The following is a 15,989-nucleotide window of genomic DNA, read 5'->3' as shown; positions in this document are numbered from 1 at the left end:
TGAGGTGAAGGATGATGAAAAAATTTGTATCTGGCTTGTTAGTGGGCACAGTCGCTACTGCCGCTGCTGTAGCTGGTTTTGCTGTAGCAGTCAAAAAGCAAATCATCGATCCCATCGATGAAAAAGAAGCGATGATCGAAGAAAACCGCAAAAAAGCGGCCCGCAAACGTATCGCCCGCTAATAATAGTTATTCCTAAAACAGGGCTTAGACAATCTTCTTGTCACTGCTCTGCAAATCGAATACTACCAACGTAAGCCAAAAAAGACGGCGAACTTCCATTAATTGATCGGAAGTTCGCCGTCTTTTCATTGGTAAACCTTTCATAAGCGGCAATAATCACAACTATTTTCTAACTAGGTTGAAGTGTTGACCAACTTCCCCTGGGCAAGTAAGTGCTGCCAAAGCGCCTTTCTTTACAATTGCGACAGCTTTTTTTGCACTCAGCTACAACTATTTTTGTCTCATGAAATTTACTGCAAGCCCTCTTTTGATTAGCTTTCCAATAATTCTTTCAAAACAACTGCCTGATTATGCACTTCATTTTTCGCTCCATATAAAAGCGTGACCGTCTTGTGGTCTTTTACGATTGCCTTCAGTTTTTCAAAAGCTTCCGCCTGTGGACCTGATTTAAGCTCCTCCTCATACTTTTTCTTGAACTCGGGGTATTTTTCATCTTCATGATTGAACCACTGCCGCAATTCTTTGCTGGGACCGATGTCTCTTAGCCATTCATTCAATTTTGCCTCAACTTTCTTTTCCCCTCGGGGCCAAACACGGTCGACTAATACTCGATAGCCATCAGTTTCTGATGGCGCTTCATATACTCTTTTCAACTGAATCATTAAAACCACCACCTCCAATCAAAGTGTAGCACCTGGTCATTTTCCCGGCAAAAGAAAAGACAGCCCAGGATGCTTAAGTTTCAGATCCCAGACTGTCATTAACATTTATGTTATTTGCTTTTTGTTTTCCCGCTCCACTCTTGGTAGCCGGTCTTCAAAATATAGATATCTTTAAACCCTTGTTTTTTCAGCTTGATTGCCGCCCGAACAGCCAAGGATTTTTTACGTTCATACAAGTAGATTGGCTGATCTTTACGGAAACTGCCGTAAGAATTAGCCAGTGTGGAAAAAGCGATATTGCGGGCGCCTAAAATGTGCCCCGCATTGAAGTCTTCCCGTTCCCGAATGTCTACTACTTGCGCTTTACGCATGCCTTCTTTGAACTCTTCTTCTGTCAGTTGCGTTGCTGAACGACGGCCCTGAATAAAAATATACAATTCGTGGATAGCAATTGCCAAAACAACAAGTCCTAAAATGATGTTGAGCATGCCAAATCCACTCAGTGCTAAAAACAGTTTCATATGTTCCAAACCTTTCTTTACAAACCTTCGCTGGAAAACCAGATACAGGTTGTAGCTTCATAGTATTATTCTGCGAACTGCAATGCCAATGATCCGGCACCAATCACGCCGGCCTCATTTCCTAATTGTGCCAGTTTAATTTTCGTAGAGTTGGTCACTTGCGGGAAAGTGAATTCACGGAAGTAGTTTTCTACGCGACTGCGCAAAAACTCACCGGCTGCTGATACCCCACCGCCGATCACGATGCTATCTGGATTCAGGGTATTTCCCAGATTGCCACAAGCCAATCCCAAGTAGAAGCAAACTTTATCCACTACCATCAAAGCAAAAGGATCGTCTGCTTGAGCTGCTTCAAACACGTCTTTAGAGGAGATGTCTTGCCCGTCATCCAATTGTTTTTTCAAGTCAGAATCGCCGGCATATTCTTCGGCCATTGTTCGGGCTACTCGCACAACCCCAGTCGCACTGGAAACTGTTTCCAGACACCCCCGTTTGCCGCAAGTACACATAAACCCTTCAGGATCTACCGTCACATGCCCGATTTCACCCGCACAGCCAGCAACACCATGGAGCAGATTGCCTGCTGCGATAATACCGCCGCCAACACCAGTGCCAAGTGTCATGAAGACCACATCAGGATTGTTCTCCCCGGCACCTTTCCAACGTTCGCCCAATGCCGCAACATTAGCATCATTGTCGATTGCAAATTTGATTCCGGTACCGGTTTCAATCTGCTCTTTTACCGGTTGTAGTGTTGTCCAGTTCAGATTGTAGGCACCAATAACCGTTCCCGCCTGAATATCAACGCTGCCTGGTGTCCCCATACCGATTCCGATAAAATCTTCCGGCTTCATTCCATACAAGTTCAGATGGTGGTTAATGGATTCGATAATATCCGGCACAATATGACTGCCGTCGTCCAAAATATTGGTTTCGATACTCCATTTTTGTTGGATTTCGCCATCTGCTGTCATAATAGCAAATTTGGCAGTAGTACCGCCCAGGTCGATTCCGATGATTTTTTTGTCCATGTTCACGTTTTTCTCTCCTATCACAGTTACTGCTCCTGAAGCAATAAGCTAGGGCAGTTGTTGATTTTCGCGATTTTCTTCGATGCGGTGCTCCCGTCTAAGAATATGCCAAGCAGTCATGTAGGTATCATGATCCACCAGATGCCCATCGTACAACTTACGCAGTTCGATTTGCATCAATTCAATATCCCAAATTCGCTTTCCCACATACACGATAATCCCGAAACCTTTCAATAATTGCTGTACATCATAAAGACTTTCCATTTTCAACACACCTAACTATTATACAAGCATTCCGTATTTTTTTAAACCGTATAAAAGGCAAATTCCGAAAAGAAACACATAGAGAACTCCAGTAATGATTCGCGTGTGGATGGAATAGTTTCCGGGATTTTTCGGCAGTGCGATCGTATTTCCCAATAAAAGACCACCAATAATCCCGCCAACATGCCCCCAGATATCAATGGATTGGTCAAAAATACCAAATACCAGACTCAGTAAAACAAACAGTGCAAACTGCCGAACCATCCCTTGAATCGCTGGATTGTGACGGAAATAAATCCCCAGAATCAAAAAGGCACCGAAGATACCAAAAATGGCAGTACTGGAGCCAGCTGACTGAATCCCCGCTGTATTAAACGCAAAGCTGAAGGCATTTCCCAAAATGCCACTCAACAGATACAGGGCTAAAAAGCGAACGTGGCCATACAATGCTTCCACCTGCTGACCGATAAAATACAAGACAAGGGAGTTAATTGCATAATGCGCCAAACCAAAGTGCAAAAAGATTGGCGTGACAAAGCGCCAATACTGATGGAAGAAGGCCACATAAGGACCGTACATCACTCCTTTGGGCTGCAATTGTAAGCTGGGAGCCAGATAAACCAGTAAAAAGACTACTGTTTGAATGGCAATCAAGGTATAAGTAATATATGGGCCGTTTTTCCATTGATTGAGGGTGCGTTTCAAATCAAAATTCATGATGTTCCTCTTTTCTATAAGTGTCGGTAATCAGTTTGTCTACCGGTAGATCAAAGGACTCCGGCTGCCAATCTGAGCGCAGCTGTTCACTAAAGACCAAGCTGATGGTTTTCCCCGGAAAATCCGCTAAAAAGCGATCATAATAACCGCCACCAAAGCCGATACGATACCCCTGGGGCGAAAAGATGACACCAGGAACCAGCAACAAGTCGATGGCTTCTTTTAAAATCGGCGCATGGTGTCCTGGTTCCTCCACACCAAAAGTACTTTTGACATACTTACTTGCGTCAGTTACTTCATGAAAGACCAACTGACGATTGGGAGCAGTCTTTGGTACGACCAACCGCTTTTTTTCGGCAAAGCCTCGAATGAACAAAGGAAGATTGTCAAATTCAATTGCTGTCGAGCGGACCAATCCGATTGTTTTGGCCTCTTGCCAACTGCGAGAAGCAAAGAGAAGCCCAGCGATTCTTGCTTCTTTTTCCTGCTTTTTCTTCGATTGCTGACTGAGTGTCGTCAATTTTTTGATGCCTTCTTGCCGAAGTTGTATTTTATCCATCTTGTCTCCTATCGTGATTGTCCTATAAAAGAAATAGTAACGAAAAAAGCCGAAAATGGCAAACTCTGACAGTCTTTCTTGTCAGAGTTTCCTTTTCAGCATCAGATATAAGAAATAAGGAGCACCAATCAAGGCAATTAAAATTCCCGCCGGCACTTCGCCACTAACCATGAGTAAGCGACCTAACGTGTCTGCTACCAACAAGATGATACCGCCACAAACAGCTGACAGCCAATAAGACTGAGTACCTTGACGACCTGTCAACGTCTTAGCAATATGCGGAGCCAACAGACCTAAAAAGGCTAGACTCCCACAAAAAGCTACGCTGACAGAAGCTAATAATGTCGCGATCACAAGCAACAGTGACTGTTCTTTATTTACCTTTACCCCAAGACTCAGGGCACTTTCCCGCCCCAAAGCGAGTAAATTGAGGATTGGTTGTCGGAACCAGCCCACCAAACTCAAAGCAGCAATCCAGACAATCAAAAGCAGTGCATGTTGCCAAGTAACTCCCCAAATCGATCCCGCCAGCCACCCGGTCACAAATTGATAGCTTTCTTTTGACAGTTTGATGGTCACTAATAAGGTCAGCGCAGAAACGCCGGCGTTGACTGCGATTCCTGACAACAATAATTTATTCATGGATAAGCCAAAGCGACCGGCTGAAAAAGCAATCCCATACACAAGTGCGGCACAGAGTAGTCCACCAACAGCTGCAGTGACTGGCAGCAAAAAGACAGACCCATTGGCAAAAAATCCCAAATACAGCATCACCAACAAGCCGGCTCCGCCATTAATCCCCAGAACACCAGCATCAGCCAGCGGATTTTTTGTTAGCCCTTGCAGCAGATAGCCGCTCAATGCCAACCCCGCTCCGCCAAAAAGTGCAACTAGGCTGCGGGGCAAACGAAAATTCCAGAAAGTCAACTGCACAGCTCGACTTGCTTCCCCTTTAGCAATTGCAAGCAGATCCGTCATGCTTAACATTCTTTGACCAATCATGAGGCTGCCGATGAAGACCGCCAATAAAAGCAGTAGTAGAAATACCTTTTTTGATTTCATCAGTCGGCCACCTGCCAAACTTTATATAGTAAGAAGGGAACGCCGATCACCGCTAACAGAATGCCAAAGGGCGTTTCAAAAGGCGGGTTCACCATGCGAGCTGCCAAATCGGCAATCAGCACCAACCAGGCCCCGCCTAAAAAACACAAAGGCAACAACAAACGCTGATCGGTTCCCACAAAATGACGCATGACGTGAGGAACCAGCAACCCGACAAAGCCCACCGGACCAACTAAAGAAACGCTGGCACCCACTAGAATCATCACCAAAAACAAGACAATCCCTCTGATCAATGATGGGTTACGCCCTAGACTAACTGCTGTTTCTTCACCCAAAAGCAGCACATTCACTTCTCGGGTCAATCCGAAGCACAGCAACAGTGTCAATAACAATATCGGAGCCACTGCGGTCAGTTGCCCCCAAGTTACATTAGCCGTCCCACCAATAAACCAAAAAGCCAAATCTTGCTGCAAATTGAAAAACAGACCAATGCCTTGACTCAGCGCCTGAAAAAAGCTGCTAATAGCCACACCAGCTAATACTAATCCGACTTCACTGCGGCCGGTTCGAGAAAATTGGGTAATGCAAAAAATCAGCAATGTCGCCACAAAAGCGCCAATAAATGAGCATAAAGCTACTTGCATTGGTCGTGCTTGTGGCAAGAATACAAAACTCAACGCCAGGCCTAAAGAGGCACCACCATTGATCCCTAACAAACCTGAATCCGCCAAGGGATTGCGAGTGACGCCTTGAATCAAACAGCCCCCAACCGCAAATGCGCCGCCAATCAAAAGATCTGTCAACAAGCGGGGCAAACGAATGTTCCGTAAGATCTGCTGTTGTTGATCACTAGCATCAAATTGGAACAGCGACCTGCGAATCGTTTCAAAATCAATATTCACCGCACCCCAAAATAACGATAGCCCAAACGTCAAGCACAGCAAAATAAGTAACAGGACAAAGACCAGCGAGAAACGCCGCAACTTCATTTGAAATCACCCGCTTTCCCTTTGATCATGTCGTAGGTCAAAAGTAGCGGTTTATCGCTATTTGGAAAATGACTGATGACCGCAGCGATGGCAAAAAGTTCTGCTAATCCTGCCTCGGTCAGAACTTCTGCCGGTGTACCTTGTAAAAGCAGTTCTCCATCCTTCATTCCATATAAATAATCACAAAATCGTGAGGCCAAATTCAAATCGTGAATGGATAAAAGAATCGTTTTGCCTTGCTCACGATTGATTGTTGTCAATAAGTTCAAAATCTCTAACTGATGGGCCGGGTCTAAATAAGTCGTGGGCTCATCCAAAATCAAAATATCGGTATCTTGTGCCAGTGCCATTGCAATCCAAACCCGCTGTCTTTGCCCTCCCGACAAAGAATTGACGTTGACTTCTGCTAATTCTGTCAATCCGGTAGCCGCAAGCGCCCAAGCAACTATCTCATGATCCTCTTTACTCAACTGGCGAAAGCCTTTGACATAAGGAAACCGACCATAGCTGACCACTTCTTTTACCGGCAAACTGATGCTCGCATCTGCGGATTGCGCCAACAAGGCAATTTTTTGCGCAATTTCTTTTGTCGGATAACTGGCGAGTGGCAATTCATCCAAAAGGACCTGCCCGCTCTCTGGGATCAAAATCCGCGCCAACGCTTTCAAAAATGTTGATTTACCGCTACCATTGGGCCCAATCAATCCTACAATCCGTCCTTCAGGAATCACGACTGTCACATCATGAAGGATTACTTTTTTATCGTACCCCGCCGATACTCCCTCGGCTTGAAGTCTACTCATATTATTCCCTCGAATCCATTGATAATCATTATCAATTATCGCCGTGAAACTACTCTTCGTCAACCGAAATTCGCGTGGCTTCAATAAATTATTAGATTGACAATCCAAGGATTTCTGATAGACTCATTAATTGATAATCATTCTCAGTTACAAGAAAGGATCATCCTATGAAATCATATCGTAAATTACTTACACTCGGCACTGCTTTAGCCGCAACCGTATTGTTGGCTGCCTGCCAGACAAACGGGTCAAAGACAGCTGCCAGCAGCACCAGTGACTCCCAAGCAAAACAAGAACTTGTTAAAAAAGACCATTTGGGCCACGAAGTCACAATCCCCGGACAACCCAAAAGAATTATCGGTAGTTATTTGGAAGACTACCTGGTGGCACTTGATGAAAAGCCTGTCGCACAATGGACAGTCGGCGGCGGCTCTTTGCAAAATTATTTGCAAGATAAATTGAAAGATGTCCCTACCATCAACTATGACCTTCCTTATGAAAAAGTTCTGGAATACGAACCAGATCTGCTTTTGATTGGGGATGACTCCGCTGTTGAAGGCGGAAAATACGAAGAATACAGCAAGATTGCTCCGACCTATGTCGTGAAAAACGGTGCTGATGTGACTTGGCAGGACAAGCTAAAAGATATCGCGAGCATCTTGCAAAAAGACGACAAAGCCACTGAAGTCTTGAAAACGTATGATTCATTGGTAGAAGACACCAAAAGTCAATTACAAGACAAGATTAAGGGCAAATCAGTTGCTGTTTTGTGGGTCACCAACAATTCGGCTTTCATGGTAGCAGATAACCGTTCTAGTGGCGACTTATTGTACAACCAGCTTGGTTTCTCAGTTCCCAACTTAACAAAAGAAATCAGTGCATCGGCAACCTCCGATTGGTCAGCGGTTTCTCTGGAAAAATTAGCGCAACTCGATGCTGATTACCTGATTTTAGTAAATTCCGATACCGGTGCTGCCATGTTTAACGATCAAATCTGGCAAAATATCCCAGCTGTAAAAAATGGACATCTGTGGGAATTCAGTCCAGAGCACAGTTGGCTGTACAACGGACCAATTGCCTATACCAAGATGATTGAAGATGTTTCTGCCAAACTAAAATAGTCTCAAGACGAAACCCTCAAAAAAATATTCTAATTCCATTTGATTAATGGGCTGTGACAATAGTTGAGTCACCGCCCTACGAAGCGAACAATACCAAACATGAGCCACAAGCCAAAGAGAAGTCACTTCCATTAAAAGTAGTGGAAGTGACTTCTCTTTTCATTGCTAAAAATTTCAAACACAGACTTTCCTTGACTTCATCAAGGGAAGTCAGCGTCATTCACTTCTCTCGACACGTATGGTCAGGTTCTCTCTTTGGACTAAGACATAAAAATGATCACAAATTTTCCTCGTCCATATACTTTTTATTAATCGTGGTTAAACATCCGCTGTTTAGCACTTGGAAATTACTTATGTCCCATTTCCTTTGCTTGGAAAACGTCATCGAAAATCAAAGAAAACCCTTTGAAACCGTAGTCTCAAAGGGTTAAAACAAAGCTTATTTTGTTTCACGGTGCAAAGTAACTTTACGTTCGCGTGGGCAATATTTTTTCTTTTCCAAGCGATCAGGATTGTTACGTTTGTTTTTGCTTGTCAAGTAGTTACGTTCTTTACAAGAAGTACACTCTAAAGTGATGTTTACGCGCATGTTATTCCCCCCTATGCAACTGGATTCCTACTAAGATTTCTCTCAGACTTGAATATAATAGCATGATTTTGAAGGCTTGACCAGTGGTTTTGCTGATTTTTGTTAAGTAGTTTTACTTGACGACAAAAAAAGGGATCCTTTTGCAGGATCCCACGCTTTAGACTCGCTTATGCCTCGAATTTGTCACCGTAAACTTCATCCACCGTTTGTTCTGGATTGATCACGATGTACAAGCTCTTCGTCTTTTCAGAAACTCGGGTAGATTGGTATTCGTTATCCAATCCTTCAGTGTCCAAATCTTTGTATGGGAAGTACACCATATCTGGTTTGCCAGACTGGAACAAAATTTCCATTTTTTCGATGTCTTGGTATTTCAAGGCACGGTTGAACATTCCTAACTCCAAACCACCTAAGTTGATGTCTTGTGTCGCTACATGATCGCCTTCTTGATAGACTTCAATTTTGAAGCCGGCACAAGGATGGATTTCCACAAATTCACTACCGTTGATACGGCCATAACTAGTTGTGATCTGTTTGATCCACAAATCACCGATATAGCGACGTTCGATCGTCCAAGTTTCTCCGTTTCGGAAATAGAATTTCAACGCTTTCATTTCTCTTGACATGTTCTTCTCTCCTTATCTGAATGTCGTCTGAGGAGCACCTCAAACAGAAATCAGGATCTGATTCTTACAGCTTCAGTTTAGCACAACTACGATTTAGAAGATAAAACTTTGCTTAGTGCAAGGCTCGTAAAAGCAGGCAGCCATTGTAAACTTAGGACATTTTCGCTAAAAATTGGTCTTTGTCCACGATGAATCGCTCGTGATTGCCTTTGCCGACTTTCTTTTCCCCTTCATAAGCGGAGAAGGAAAAGACGACCTTATTGCCATCTCTTTCATAGAGGTTGGCTTTGATTGTAATCGTTGCCCCTACTGGTGATGGTGCAACGTGTTCTAAAGAGATAAAGCCGCCAACCGTTGTTTTTTCCTTGGCGATTTCGCTTTCTAAGTGTTGGTAGCAGGCATTTTCTACCATAGCTACCAATTCCGGGGTCGCTAACACGTCAAGTCCACCGGATCCCATCGCTTTAGCCGTACGATCCTCGGTGACCAGATAATCCTTTTCGAAATTTTCTTCTGCCATTTTTATTTCCTCCTTGAGGGATCTGAAAAAGATCCTATATAATCGTGGTTCTACCAGAACTGGATTAGTTATTGACTGCTGAAGGTTTTGTCCCCTTTGTGAAAATGGTTTAATGAAGCCCTCTGACAATTTATTCTGCGTCCTGCTTTAAGAATTTCTCGGCCTCTGCCAACAAGATTGGGCCATCGTTTACAAAGCGGCTTTCTACGACACCTTGTTCCAAATAACGTAGCGTGTCTTTAAGCCACGGTCCAGCTTTTTGATTAAACTGTTGTTTCAAATCATTGCCATTTACTGCCAGTTGCCGCAATGAACGAATTGGCAGCTGCGCCAATGCCAGCGCGGTGCGCCCTGCTTCTCCAGGTCGACCGTAATAGGTCAAGAGCGTCTCTACTGTCAGTGCCCGCTCTCCTAAACGGTAAAGTGCCATTGGGGTATAATAGCCCATTTTCCGCTGCCGTAAGCCCCAGACCAGTTCCCGGCATTCTCGAAGAAAATCATTGGAAACCTTCCAGGCTTTCAAAAAAGTGGTGACCTTTTCGGTGGGAATCTCCAAATGATCTAGCAAAACGCTCCAGGCTGCCTCCTCCTTCGTAAAAGGCGTCGGAACCAATTGAGCAAATGCGGTCAATCCATCTTTTGCGTTTTCCATGCCAGGACAATAGCGATAGCATTTTGTTGCGACAAATTGTCGAATGGCTTCATTGCGATGACCACCCAAAAGCAATTTGGTAAACTCGATAAAAATCCGTTCCACCGAAATTTTTTCCAGCAGCGAGTGATTTTCCAAGATAGCAGCAAAGGTTTCGTCATCAAAGGAAAAGCCCAATTGGCTGACAAAGCGCAGTCCTCGCATCATCCGCAGCGCATCTTCATGAAAGCGTTCGTGAGGATTTCCTACCGCTCGCAGGACATGTTGTTCCAGATCCTTCAATCCGCCAAACAGATCAATCACCTCGCCGTCATCCTGAACGGCAAACGCATTGATAGTAAAATCCCGGCGCTTCAAATCTTCTGCCAATGACCGCACAAAAGAGACTTGATCCGGTCTGCGAAAATCCTGATAAGTTGATTCCGTTCGAAAAGTGGTAATCTCATATTGATCATCACCAAACAAAACCAAGACCGTCCCATGTTCAATCCCAATATCGACTGTTCTTGAAAAAATCGCTTTGATCTCGGCAGGAAAAGCACTGGTTGCGATGTCCACATCATGGATGGGTTGGCCCAAAAGAACATCTCGGACACTGCCTCCGACAAAATACGCTTCAAAGCCTTCCTTTTCAATCTCTTCCATTACTGGCAGCGCCCGGCGAAACTCTTCCGGTAAAACTGTCAATTTCATGACTGTTGTTCCTCATTTCTCTGATCTTCTGCAACCCTTCCGTCTTTACGTTCAAAACGGTAGCGGTCTCGTTGATTGAATTTAGCCATATTTGTTTCAAAGACTTCAGTTAAGTCAATGTTTAGTGAATTTGCCATAATCATCGTCACAAATAGCACATCACCTAACTCCTCAGCCACGGTCTTTTCGACTTCTGTTGTTTTTTTCGGCTTTTCTCCGTAATAGTGATTCACTTCCCTGGCCAATTCACCTACTTCTTCTGTCAGGCGGGCCATCTGGGAAAGTGGGCTGAAATAACCAGCCTTGAATTGTTGAATATAGGCATCGACTTCAGCCTGCATTGATTTCAGCGAACGCTCTTCTATCAAAAAATCGACTCCCTTGTATTGGAATTTCTGTTGTTGTTGCTCTCATTCTTTTTACAGGCATTGTCTGCTTCCTTTGAAAAATTAAAACAGCTACCGTTTCACCAAATAGTTTTACAGCTTCCTATGTCCTTATCTTATCAAAAGAAACAGGCAATTCCTAGCAGAACCGACAGACAGCAGTGCCTATGATTGTCGGATTTTGCATTTCATGATACATTACATTTTGTGTGGAGCTTCCGCTCTTTTAAACAGTCGGACACCCCTTAGAGCTGAGAATGCCGGATCATTTGTCCAAACAGGAGGAATTGTTATGAAATTAGATAAAATCGGCCGGGATATCTTCGTGATCCTGCTGGGAACTTGTATTTATGCTTTTGGACTGGTCTTCGTGAATATTCCTAATCACCTGGCTGAAGGTGGTGTTACCGGGATCACATTGATTTTTCGTGCGCTTTTTGGAATTAACCCTGCCCTGAGCACATTGGTTCTCAATATCCCGATAATCGCTTTAGGCGGTCGAATTCTGGGGCGCCGTTCCTTTTTTTATACCATTATTGGAACCTTGGCTTTGTCAGCCTGGCTATTTATTTGGCAAAAAGTAAACTTTTCCATTGATTTGGATCACGACCTCTTGATTGCGGCTTTGGTAGCCGGACTTTTTGGGGGAGTCGGCAGCGGAATTATTTACCGTGTCGGTGGAACTACTGGCGGCAGCGATGTTATTGCTCGAATCTTAGAGCAGAAAATTGGCGTCTCTGTAGGTCGAACCTTGTTTATTTTGGATATTTTGATTCTAACCGCCTCATTGACCTATATCGACTTGAAACGCATGATGTATACACTGATTTTTTCTTATGTATTTGCCCATATCGTGGATGCAATCTTAGACGGCGGTTACTCCGCCCGAGGGATTTTGGTAATCTCCAATGAGTCAGATGCCATTGCACCTCGTTTAATGGAAGAACTAGAACGGGGTGTGACCTTTTTGAATGGCTCCGGGGCTTACTCTGGTGTCGATAAAAAGATCATCTACATGGTAGTCAGTACCCGGGAAATTTCCGAAGTCAAACGTATCATTCATGAATTTGATGAGCAGGCCTTCGTTTCAGTTATCAACGTTCATGAAGTCGAAGGTGAAGGCTTTACCTACCTGCGTCCTAAGAAAAAACTTTTCAGCAAGAAAAAAACGGCTTAATCTTTGGCGGCTCCGACCCTGGTGCGGAGCGGCCTGTTTTGTCCTTGCAACTGCTAATAATTGGTAATTAGTACCAAATTTGAAAACCATTTTTTACTCCTCTAACACACAGCACCACAACTAAAATAAGATTTTAACTATGAAAAAACTGTACCGACAAAAGTCGATACAGTTTTTCATGTGACAACTAAGCAACAGACTCCTTTTTATTCAACAGATTCCTCAGTTTCTTGTAGGTCCTGTTGTGCCAGAGCAGCATTTACTTCATCAGAAAGGGCTAAAAATGTGGCCTTATCGCCTTTTTCCAAAGCCTCATCAATCTTCAGATACAGCTTTTCAATTTTTGATTTCAATTCCTCTTCTTCAATGAACTGATCGACAGCTTCTAAGATTACCGGATCAATTGACTCATTCCATTTCATGTAAGGATTGTCTTCTAGAATCGACAAGTAGGACGGATTGTCCCAGGCATCCGTAAAAAGACATTCGATATACAACGGATCTTTCCAATTCAAGCGAATTTCATGGAAAATCTGATCGCTGTCGGTGAAAAAGCTGCCGTTAAGTTGTAAGCGCAACGGTTCTCCTTCCACCGAAATATCTCGGATCTGCAGTCCTCGCTCTGCCGCTTCGGCATGTTCGACAAAATGGACGTTGGCTAAAATCGCTTCGTGGTTGGCCAAATAGTTTAAGATCCAACAAACTTCACGTCGGCTGAATGTTCCATTGGTTACAAACCAATTCAAAAAGTTTTTCTTTTCGCGAACATCTACATACATCTTTCTCACCTGTCCTTTCTCACCGCCAGTTTATCTTTGCTGTTTTATTGCTGCAACGCTTCAATGATCGATTGTACTTCCAAATCCCCCGGCTCATGTTCCAAATAATGCGTCAAAATATGCAACGCTTCGTCTTTGCGCCCTTCATCTCGCAAAAAGATTCCGTATTCCTTCATAAACTCCGGCTCATGGTTTAATTCAATATTAGCCTGCTGATAGTGAACCGCCGCCTCTGCAAATTCTTCCAACTGGTTGTAGGCGTGGGCCAGATTCCATTGTGCGAAAGCATCATCAGGATTTTCCATCTGCTGAATGGTGTCAATGACAGCCTCATAATCAGCTTCTTTTAAATACAGATTGGAAAGCATAAAGAGGGTTTCGTCAATTTTTTCACCAGTCTCTAATGCTTTTTGCAAGAATTCTTCCGCTTTTTTTACATCGTGCAGGCGATAGGCATTTTCAGAGGCGAATTGGTAGAAATCCACTTGGTAAGGGTTCTCGTTGATTCCGGCTTCGATAGTCTCTTGGGCTTCCTCCAACAATTCTTCTTCCTGCAATGCTTCTGCCAAATACAGGTAGACAGATTGATAATGGGGATTTAACGCCTGCAGCTGCTGCAGATAATTGATTGCCTGCTGGTTTTCTTTCAATTGCAGATAAACAAAAGCCGTATGAAACAAGAGATCGTCGCTATCACTGTTTTTCAAGGCTGTTTCCAGATGGGGAATCGCTTCTTCAAACTTGCCTTCCATGCTCAAGGCCATGCCCAAACGCTCTTCCATCGAAATGCCACCCAGCTGGTCAATATTGGAATTTAGCAAGATCTGATAGATCGTCGCTGCTTCACTGAATCGATCCGTGGTGTAATACAGTTCACCTAATGCAAATTGGATCAAAGGCTCATCAGGTAGTATTTTAGCCGCCTCTTCCAGTTTTGCTTCACTGACCTCGGGAATCTGTAACATTTGATACAAATCAGCTGATAAAAGTAACGCCTGAGGGTAATAATCACTGTCTTTTGGAACCCCTTCAATGAATTCAAAGGCATCATCAATCCGATTGTCTTCCATCGCAATCTCTGCTAAACCCAAAAGCAGCTCTTCATTGCCAGGATACTTTTCTAGTAAGCGAGTAAAGATTTCTTGCGGTTCTTCTAAAAATCCCATCTGAAACAATTGATTTGCCAATTGAGCCAAGGTATCATCGTCATCTTTGGTAAGCGCCTCATTAAATGCCAACTGCGCTTGAACCAGGTCTTCTTTTTCCAATGCTTCCAGCATTTGGTAACTGTATGAATTTTCCATCTGTCTTTTCATTCTCCTGTCAATTGCTGATAAACGGTAGTCATGTGTACCAGCTCTTCGCTATTGGGGTAAAGCACTGCTTGTTTTATACCAATCTTTTGATACAAATCCAGAGGCGGTAAATCCTTCATCAGTTTCATAACCTGCAAGCTGTATTCTGTCATCGAGAGTTGCTTTGGCAGCGTGATTGGAAAACCCAGTGTTGCCAACCAACGGAAAAACTTTGGCAGATCCAGATTCAGCGGTTGCTTTTGATCATTCCAAAGCAAGTGGAATAAAATTCCTAACATCCGTTTCATATTCGCTGACAATAGATGCCCGTTTGGCAACTCATAAAAGGCTAATTCAAATAGTTTTCCATAACCTTCAATCTCTACTTGCTTTTCCTGGTAGAAGCTTGCCAGCTGTTGGATATATGTTACAAAAGAACGGCTGAAAATATTTTGACGTGTTGTAAAACTGCGGTACAAGTCCCGTAAGAACCCATCATCTGAAACTAACCCCGCCCGCAACAATATCAGAAAATCGACTAATTTACCATCCCCTTGTTCTTCTGTGATGGTCTGGTCATAAAAAATATCTTGCGGCAAGTTAGCTACTGACAACAGTGGCCGCAGCTCTTTTCCCACCAGCTGACAATTATCGGTCAATCCTTTAGCCAACGAACGGATGGATACGGGCAGACAACAAAAGCGACTATCTAAAACCGTAGTCTTTTGGATAAAACCGGTCAGCTCGGTTACCCCTTCATTGCCAAAACTTATCAGCAGGTACTTGCGGTCTCTGGGGAAATGTTCTAGAAAATCCAGCAATTCTGCTAACTCTGATAGGTTATTGCAATACATCTGATTACGACAAATGTACCAATCCACATCTATGGCTTGGTCAAACAGCTGACTGATCTTTTCAAAGGAACGATCGTAATACTTTTGATTCGTTATAATGATAACGTGCCTATCTACTGCGAAATCTTTGGAAATTCCTTGATTCAGCGTTTCACCATAGACCAATCTTGCTTGTTGCTGGTCCGTTTGATAAAGCAATTCCACAGGCAGCCCTCCACGTAAAATTTTTGGAGTTTTGAATTACAGCAGGTTCACTGGCAACTAATTGTTCCTCAACTGTTGCTGGCACCTAATTTCAACAAATTATTCTTACTTTAATTTTATCACTATCCGAATGGAATCCCAAAGATTAACCTTACAAAAGACTGTCAATTCCGGAAATATTTCTTTTCAGATTCAGCTTTACTCACAATTGACCTGCTCACAGTTAGAAAATGTTCGATTTTTTAGTTTCATTTTTTACTCACAGAAGGGTTCCACAATCAAGCAAAGAATTTTTAGTTAGAA

20 protein-coding genes are annotated in these 15,989 nt (G+C 43.5%); 3 read left to right on the top strand and 17 right to left on the bottom strand.

Going from position 1 to position 15,989, the window contains the following annotated elements:
* The first annotated feature begins 14 nt into the window (after positions 1-14).
* Positions 15-182, top strand: coding sequence for a DUF3042 family protein (locus tag BAU14_RS12925; protein ID WP_161900563.1), 168 nt, complete (start codon positions 15-17; stop codon positions 180-182).
* Positions 183-493: 311 nt separating this feature from the next.
* Here the strand turns inward: BAU14_RS12925 and BAU14_RS12920 are convergent, their stop codons facing one another.
* The 9 genes from BAU14_RS12920 to BAU14_RS12880 form a co-directional block, all read right to left on the bottom strand.
* Complete coding sequence (locus BAU14_RS12920) at positions 494-844, bottom strand: DUF488 domain-containing protein (protein WP_161900519.1); 351 nt, start codon at positions 842-844, stop codon at positions 494-496.
* A 110-nt stretch (positions 845-954) separates the two neighbouring features.
* On the bottom strand, positions 955-1,365 hold the full coding sequence (locus BAU14_RS12915; RefSeq protein WP_161900518.1) for a rhodanese-like domain-containing protein: 411 nt from the start codon (positions 1,363-1,365) through the stop codon (positions 955-957).
* A gap of 65 nt (positions 1,366-1,430) precedes the next feature.
* On the bottom strand, positions 1,431-2,396 hold the full coding sequence (locus BAU14_RS12910; protein ID WP_161900562.1) for an ROK family glucokinase: 966 nt from the start codon (positions 2,394-2,396) through the stop codon (positions 1,431-1,433).
* A gap of 48 nt (positions 2,397-2,444) precedes the next feature.
* The gene (locus tag BAU14_RS12905; RefSeq protein WP_161900517.1) at positions 2,445-2,660 is read right to left on the bottom strand and encodes a YqgQ family protein; all 216 of its coding nucleotides are present in this window, start codon (positions 2,658-2,660) and stop codon (positions 2,445-2,447) included.
* An 18-nt stretch (positions 2,661-2,678) separates the two neighbouring features.
* On the bottom strand, positions 2,679-3,377 hold the full coding sequence (locus BAU14_RS12900) for a rhomboid family intramembrane serine protease (protein ID WP_161900516.1): 699 nt from the start codon (positions 3,375-3,377) through the stop codon (positions 2,679-2,681).
* Complete coding sequence (locus tag BAU14_RS12895) at positions 3,367-3,936, bottom strand: 5-formyltetrahydrofolate cyclo-ligase (protein ID WP_161900515.1); 570 nt, start codon at positions 3,934-3,936, stop codon at positions 3,367-3,369. The genes BAU14_RS12900 and BAU14_RS12895 overlap by 11 nt, the downstream gene beginning before the upstream one ends.
* Positions 3,937-4,017: 81 nt before the next feature.
* Positions 4,018-4,998 (bottom strand): FecCD family ABC transporter permease, encoded by a 981-nt coding sequence (locus BAU14_RS12890; RefSeq protein WP_161900514.1) that lies wholly within the window; start codon positions 4,996-4,998, stop codon positions 4,018-4,020.
* Complete coding sequence (locus BAU14_RS12885; RefSeq protein WP_161900513.1) at positions 4,998-5,987, bottom strand: FecCD family ABC transporter permease; 990 nt, start codon at positions 5,985-5,987, stop codon at positions 4,998-5,000. Before BAU14_RS12885 ends, BAU14_RS12890 begins: the two co-directional genes overlap by 1 nt.
* Positions 5,984-6,790: an ABC transporter ATP-binding protein gene (locus BAU14_RS12880; RefSeq protein WP_161900512.1), complete on the bottom strand. Its 807-nt coding sequence runs from the start codon at positions 6,788-6,790 to the stop codon at positions 5,984-5,986. The genes BAU14_RS12885 and BAU14_RS12880 overlap by 4 nt, the downstream gene beginning before the upstream one ends.
* Positions 6,791-6,957: 167 nt before the next feature.
* Between BAU14_RS12880 and BAU14_RS12875 the strand changes: the two genes are divergently transcribed.
* On the top strand, positions 6,958-7,911 hold the full coding sequence (locus BAU14_RS12875) for an ABC transporter substrate-binding protein (protein ID WP_161900511.1): 954 nt from the start codon (positions 6,958-6,960) through the stop codon (positions 7,909-7,911).
* 439 nt (positions 7,912-8,350) lie between these two features.
* Here the strand turns inward: BAU14_RS12875 and rpmG are convergent, their stop codons facing one another.
* The 5 genes from rpmG to BAU14_RS12850 all read right to left on the bottom strand — a co-directional run bounded on the left by rpmG (position 8,351) and on the right by BAU14_RS12850 (position 11,359).
* Positions 8,351-8,500 carry a 50S ribosomal protein L33 gene (rpmG, locus tag BAU14_RS12870; RefSeq protein WP_010753318.1) on the bottom strand — a complete coding sequence of 50 codons (150 nt, stop codon included), beginning with the start codon at positions 8,498-8,500 and terminating at the stop codon, positions 8,351-8,353.
* Positions 8,501-8,667: 167 nt separating this feature from the next.
* Complete coding sequence (locus BAU14_RS12865; RefSeq protein ID WP_161900510.1) at positions 8,668-9,126, bottom strand: hypothetical protein; 459 nt, start codon at positions 9,124-9,126, stop codon at positions 8,668-8,670.
* 151 nt (positions 9,127-9,277) lie between these two features.
* Entirely contained in the window at positions 9,278-9,646 is a 369-nt protein-coding gene (locus BAU14_RS12860) for a thioesterase family protein (RefSeq protein WP_161900509.1), read from the bottom strand.
* A gap of 130 nt (positions 9,647-9,776) precedes the next feature.
* Positions 9,777-10,991, bottom strand: coding sequence for a CCA tRNA nucleotidyltransferase (locus BAU14_RS12855; protein ID WP_161900508.1), 1,215 nt, complete (start codon positions 10,989-10,991; stop codon positions 9,777-9,779).
* Positions 10,988-11,359 carry a nucleotide pyrophosphohydrolase gene (locus tag BAU14_RS12850; RefSeq protein WP_161900507.1) on the bottom strand — a complete coding sequence of 124 codons (372 nt, stop codon included), beginning with the start codon at positions 11,357-11,359 and terminating at the stop codon, positions 10,988-10,990. The genes BAU14_RS12855 and BAU14_RS12850 overlap by 4 nt, the downstream gene beginning before the upstream one ends.
* 310 nt (positions 11,360-11,669) lie before the next feature.
* On the opposite strand from BAU14_RS12850, the gene BAU14_RS12845 reads away from it, so the two are divergent.
* Positions 11,670-12,554, top strand: coding sequence for a YitT family protein (locus BAU14_RS12845; protein ID WP_161900506.1), 885 nt, complete (start codon positions 11,670-11,672; stop codon positions 12,552-12,554).
* A 206-nt stretch (positions 12,555-12,760) separates the two neighbouring features.
* Here BAU14_RS12845 and BAU14_RS12840 read toward each other — a convergent pair whose 3' ends face one another.
* Genes BAU14_RS12840 through BAU14_RS12830 form a run of 3 tightly spaced genes read right to left on the bottom strand, consistent with a single transcriptional unit; the run spans position 12,761 to position 15,686 of the window.
* Complete coding sequence (locus tag BAU14_RS12840) at positions 12,761-13,333, bottom strand: ReoY family proteolytic degradation factor (RefSeq protein ID WP_161900561.1); 573 nt, start codon at positions 13,331-13,333, stop codon at positions 12,761-12,763.
* Positions 13,334-13,377: 44 nt separating this feature from the next.
* Positions 13,378-14,637: a tetratricopeptide repeat protein gene (locus tag BAU14_RS12835; RefSeq protein WP_161900505.1), complete on the bottom strand. Its 1,260-nt coding sequence runs from the start codon at positions 14,635-14,637 to the stop codon at positions 13,378-13,380.
* A gap of 8 nt (positions 14,638-14,645) precedes the next feature.
* Positions 14,646-15,686 (bottom strand): hypothetical protein, encoded by a 1,041-nt coding sequence (locus BAU14_RS12830; protein WP_161900504.1) that lies wholly within the window; start codon positions 15,684-15,686, stop codon positions 14,646-14,648.
* Positions 15,687-15,989: the final 303 nt, after the last annotated feature.

Origin of the sequence: Candidatus Enterococcus leclercqii, assembly GCF_009933135.1 — a bacterium.
In the GTDB taxonomy this organism is placed as follows: Bacteria; Bacillota; Bacilli; order Lactobacillales; family Enterococcaceae; genus Enterococcus_C; species Enterococcus_C leclercqii.
This window is presented reverse-complemented; position numbering and strand designations above follow the sequence as displayed.

Excerpts from the sequence above, each read along its gene's own strand:
- BAU14_RS12860 (WP_161900509.1), bottom strand. The coding sequence starts at position 9,646 with ATGGCAGAAGAAAATTTCGAAAAGGATTATCTGGTCACCGAGGATCGT.
- BAU14_RS12880 (WP_161900512.1), bottom strand. The coding sequence starts at position 6,790 with ATGAGTAGACTTCAAGCCGAGGGAGTATCGGCGGGGTACGATAAAAAA.
- BAU14_RS12920 (WP_161900519.1), bottom strand. The coding sequence starts at position 844 with ATGATTCAGTTGAAAAGAGTATATGAAGCGCCATCAGAAACTGATGGC.
- BAU14_RS12845 (WP_161900506.1), top strand. The coding sequence starts at position 11,670 with ATGAAATTAGATAAAATCGGCCGGGATATCTTCGTGATCCTGCTGGGA.
- BAU14_RS12875 (WP_161900511.1), top strand. The coding sequence starts at position 6,958 with ATGAAATCATATCGTAAATTACTTACACTCGGCACTGCTTTAGCCGCA.
- BAU14_RS12855 (WP_161900508.1), bottom strand. The coding sequence starts at position 10,991 with ATGAAATTGACAGTTTTACCGGAAGAGTTTCGCCGGGCGCTGCCAGTA.
- BAU14_RS12835 (WP_161900505.1), bottom strand. The coding sequence starts at position 14,637 with ATGGAAAATTCATACAGTTACCAAATGCTGGAAGCATTGGAAAAAGAA.
- rpmG (WP_010753318.1), bottom strand. The coding sequence starts at position 8,500 with ATGCGCGTAAACATCACTTTAGAGTGTACTTCTTGTAAAGAACGTAAC.
- BAU14_RS12865 (WP_161900510.1), bottom strand. The coding sequence starts at position 9,126 with ATGTCAAGAGAAATGAAAGCGTTGAAATTCTATTTCCGAAACGGAGAA.
- BAU14_RS12900 (WP_161900516.1), bottom strand. The coding sequence starts at position 3,377 with ATGAATTTTGATTTGAAACGCACCCTCAATCAATGGAAAAACGGCCCA.
- BAU14_RS12840 (WP_161900561.1), bottom strand. The coding sequence starts at position 13,333 with ATGTATGTAGATGTTCGCGAAAAGAAAAACTTTTTGAATTGGTTTGTA.
- BAU14_RS12915 (WP_161900518.1), bottom strand. The coding sequence starts at position 1,365 with ATGAAACTGTTTTTAGCACTGAGTGGATTTGGCATGCTCAACATCATT.
- BAU14_RS12885 (WP_161900513.1), bottom strand. The coding sequence starts at position 5,987 with ATGAAGTTGCGGCGTTTCTCGCTGGTCTTTGTCCTGTTACTTATTTTG.
- BAU14_RS12895 (WP_161900515.1), bottom strand. The coding sequence starts at position 3,936 with ATGGATAAAATACAACTTCGGCAAGAAGGCATCAAAAAATTGACGACA.
- BAU14_RS12925 (WP_161900563.1), top strand. The coding sequence starts at position 15 with ATGAAAAAATTTGTATCTGGCTTGTTAGTGGGCACAGTCGCTACTGCC.
- BAU14_RS12890 (WP_161900514.1), bottom strand. The coding sequence starts at position 4,998 with ATGAAATCAAAAAAGGTATTTCTACTACTGCTTTTATTGGCGGTCTTC.
- BAU14_RS12905 (WP_161900517.1), bottom strand. The coding sequence starts at position 2,660 with ATGGAAAGTCTTTATGATGTACAGCAATTATTGAAAGGTTTCGGGATT.
- BAU14_RS12910 (WP_161900562.1), bottom strand. The coding sequence starts at position 2,396 with ATGGACAAAAAAATCATCGGAATCGACCTGGGCGGTACTACTGCCAAA.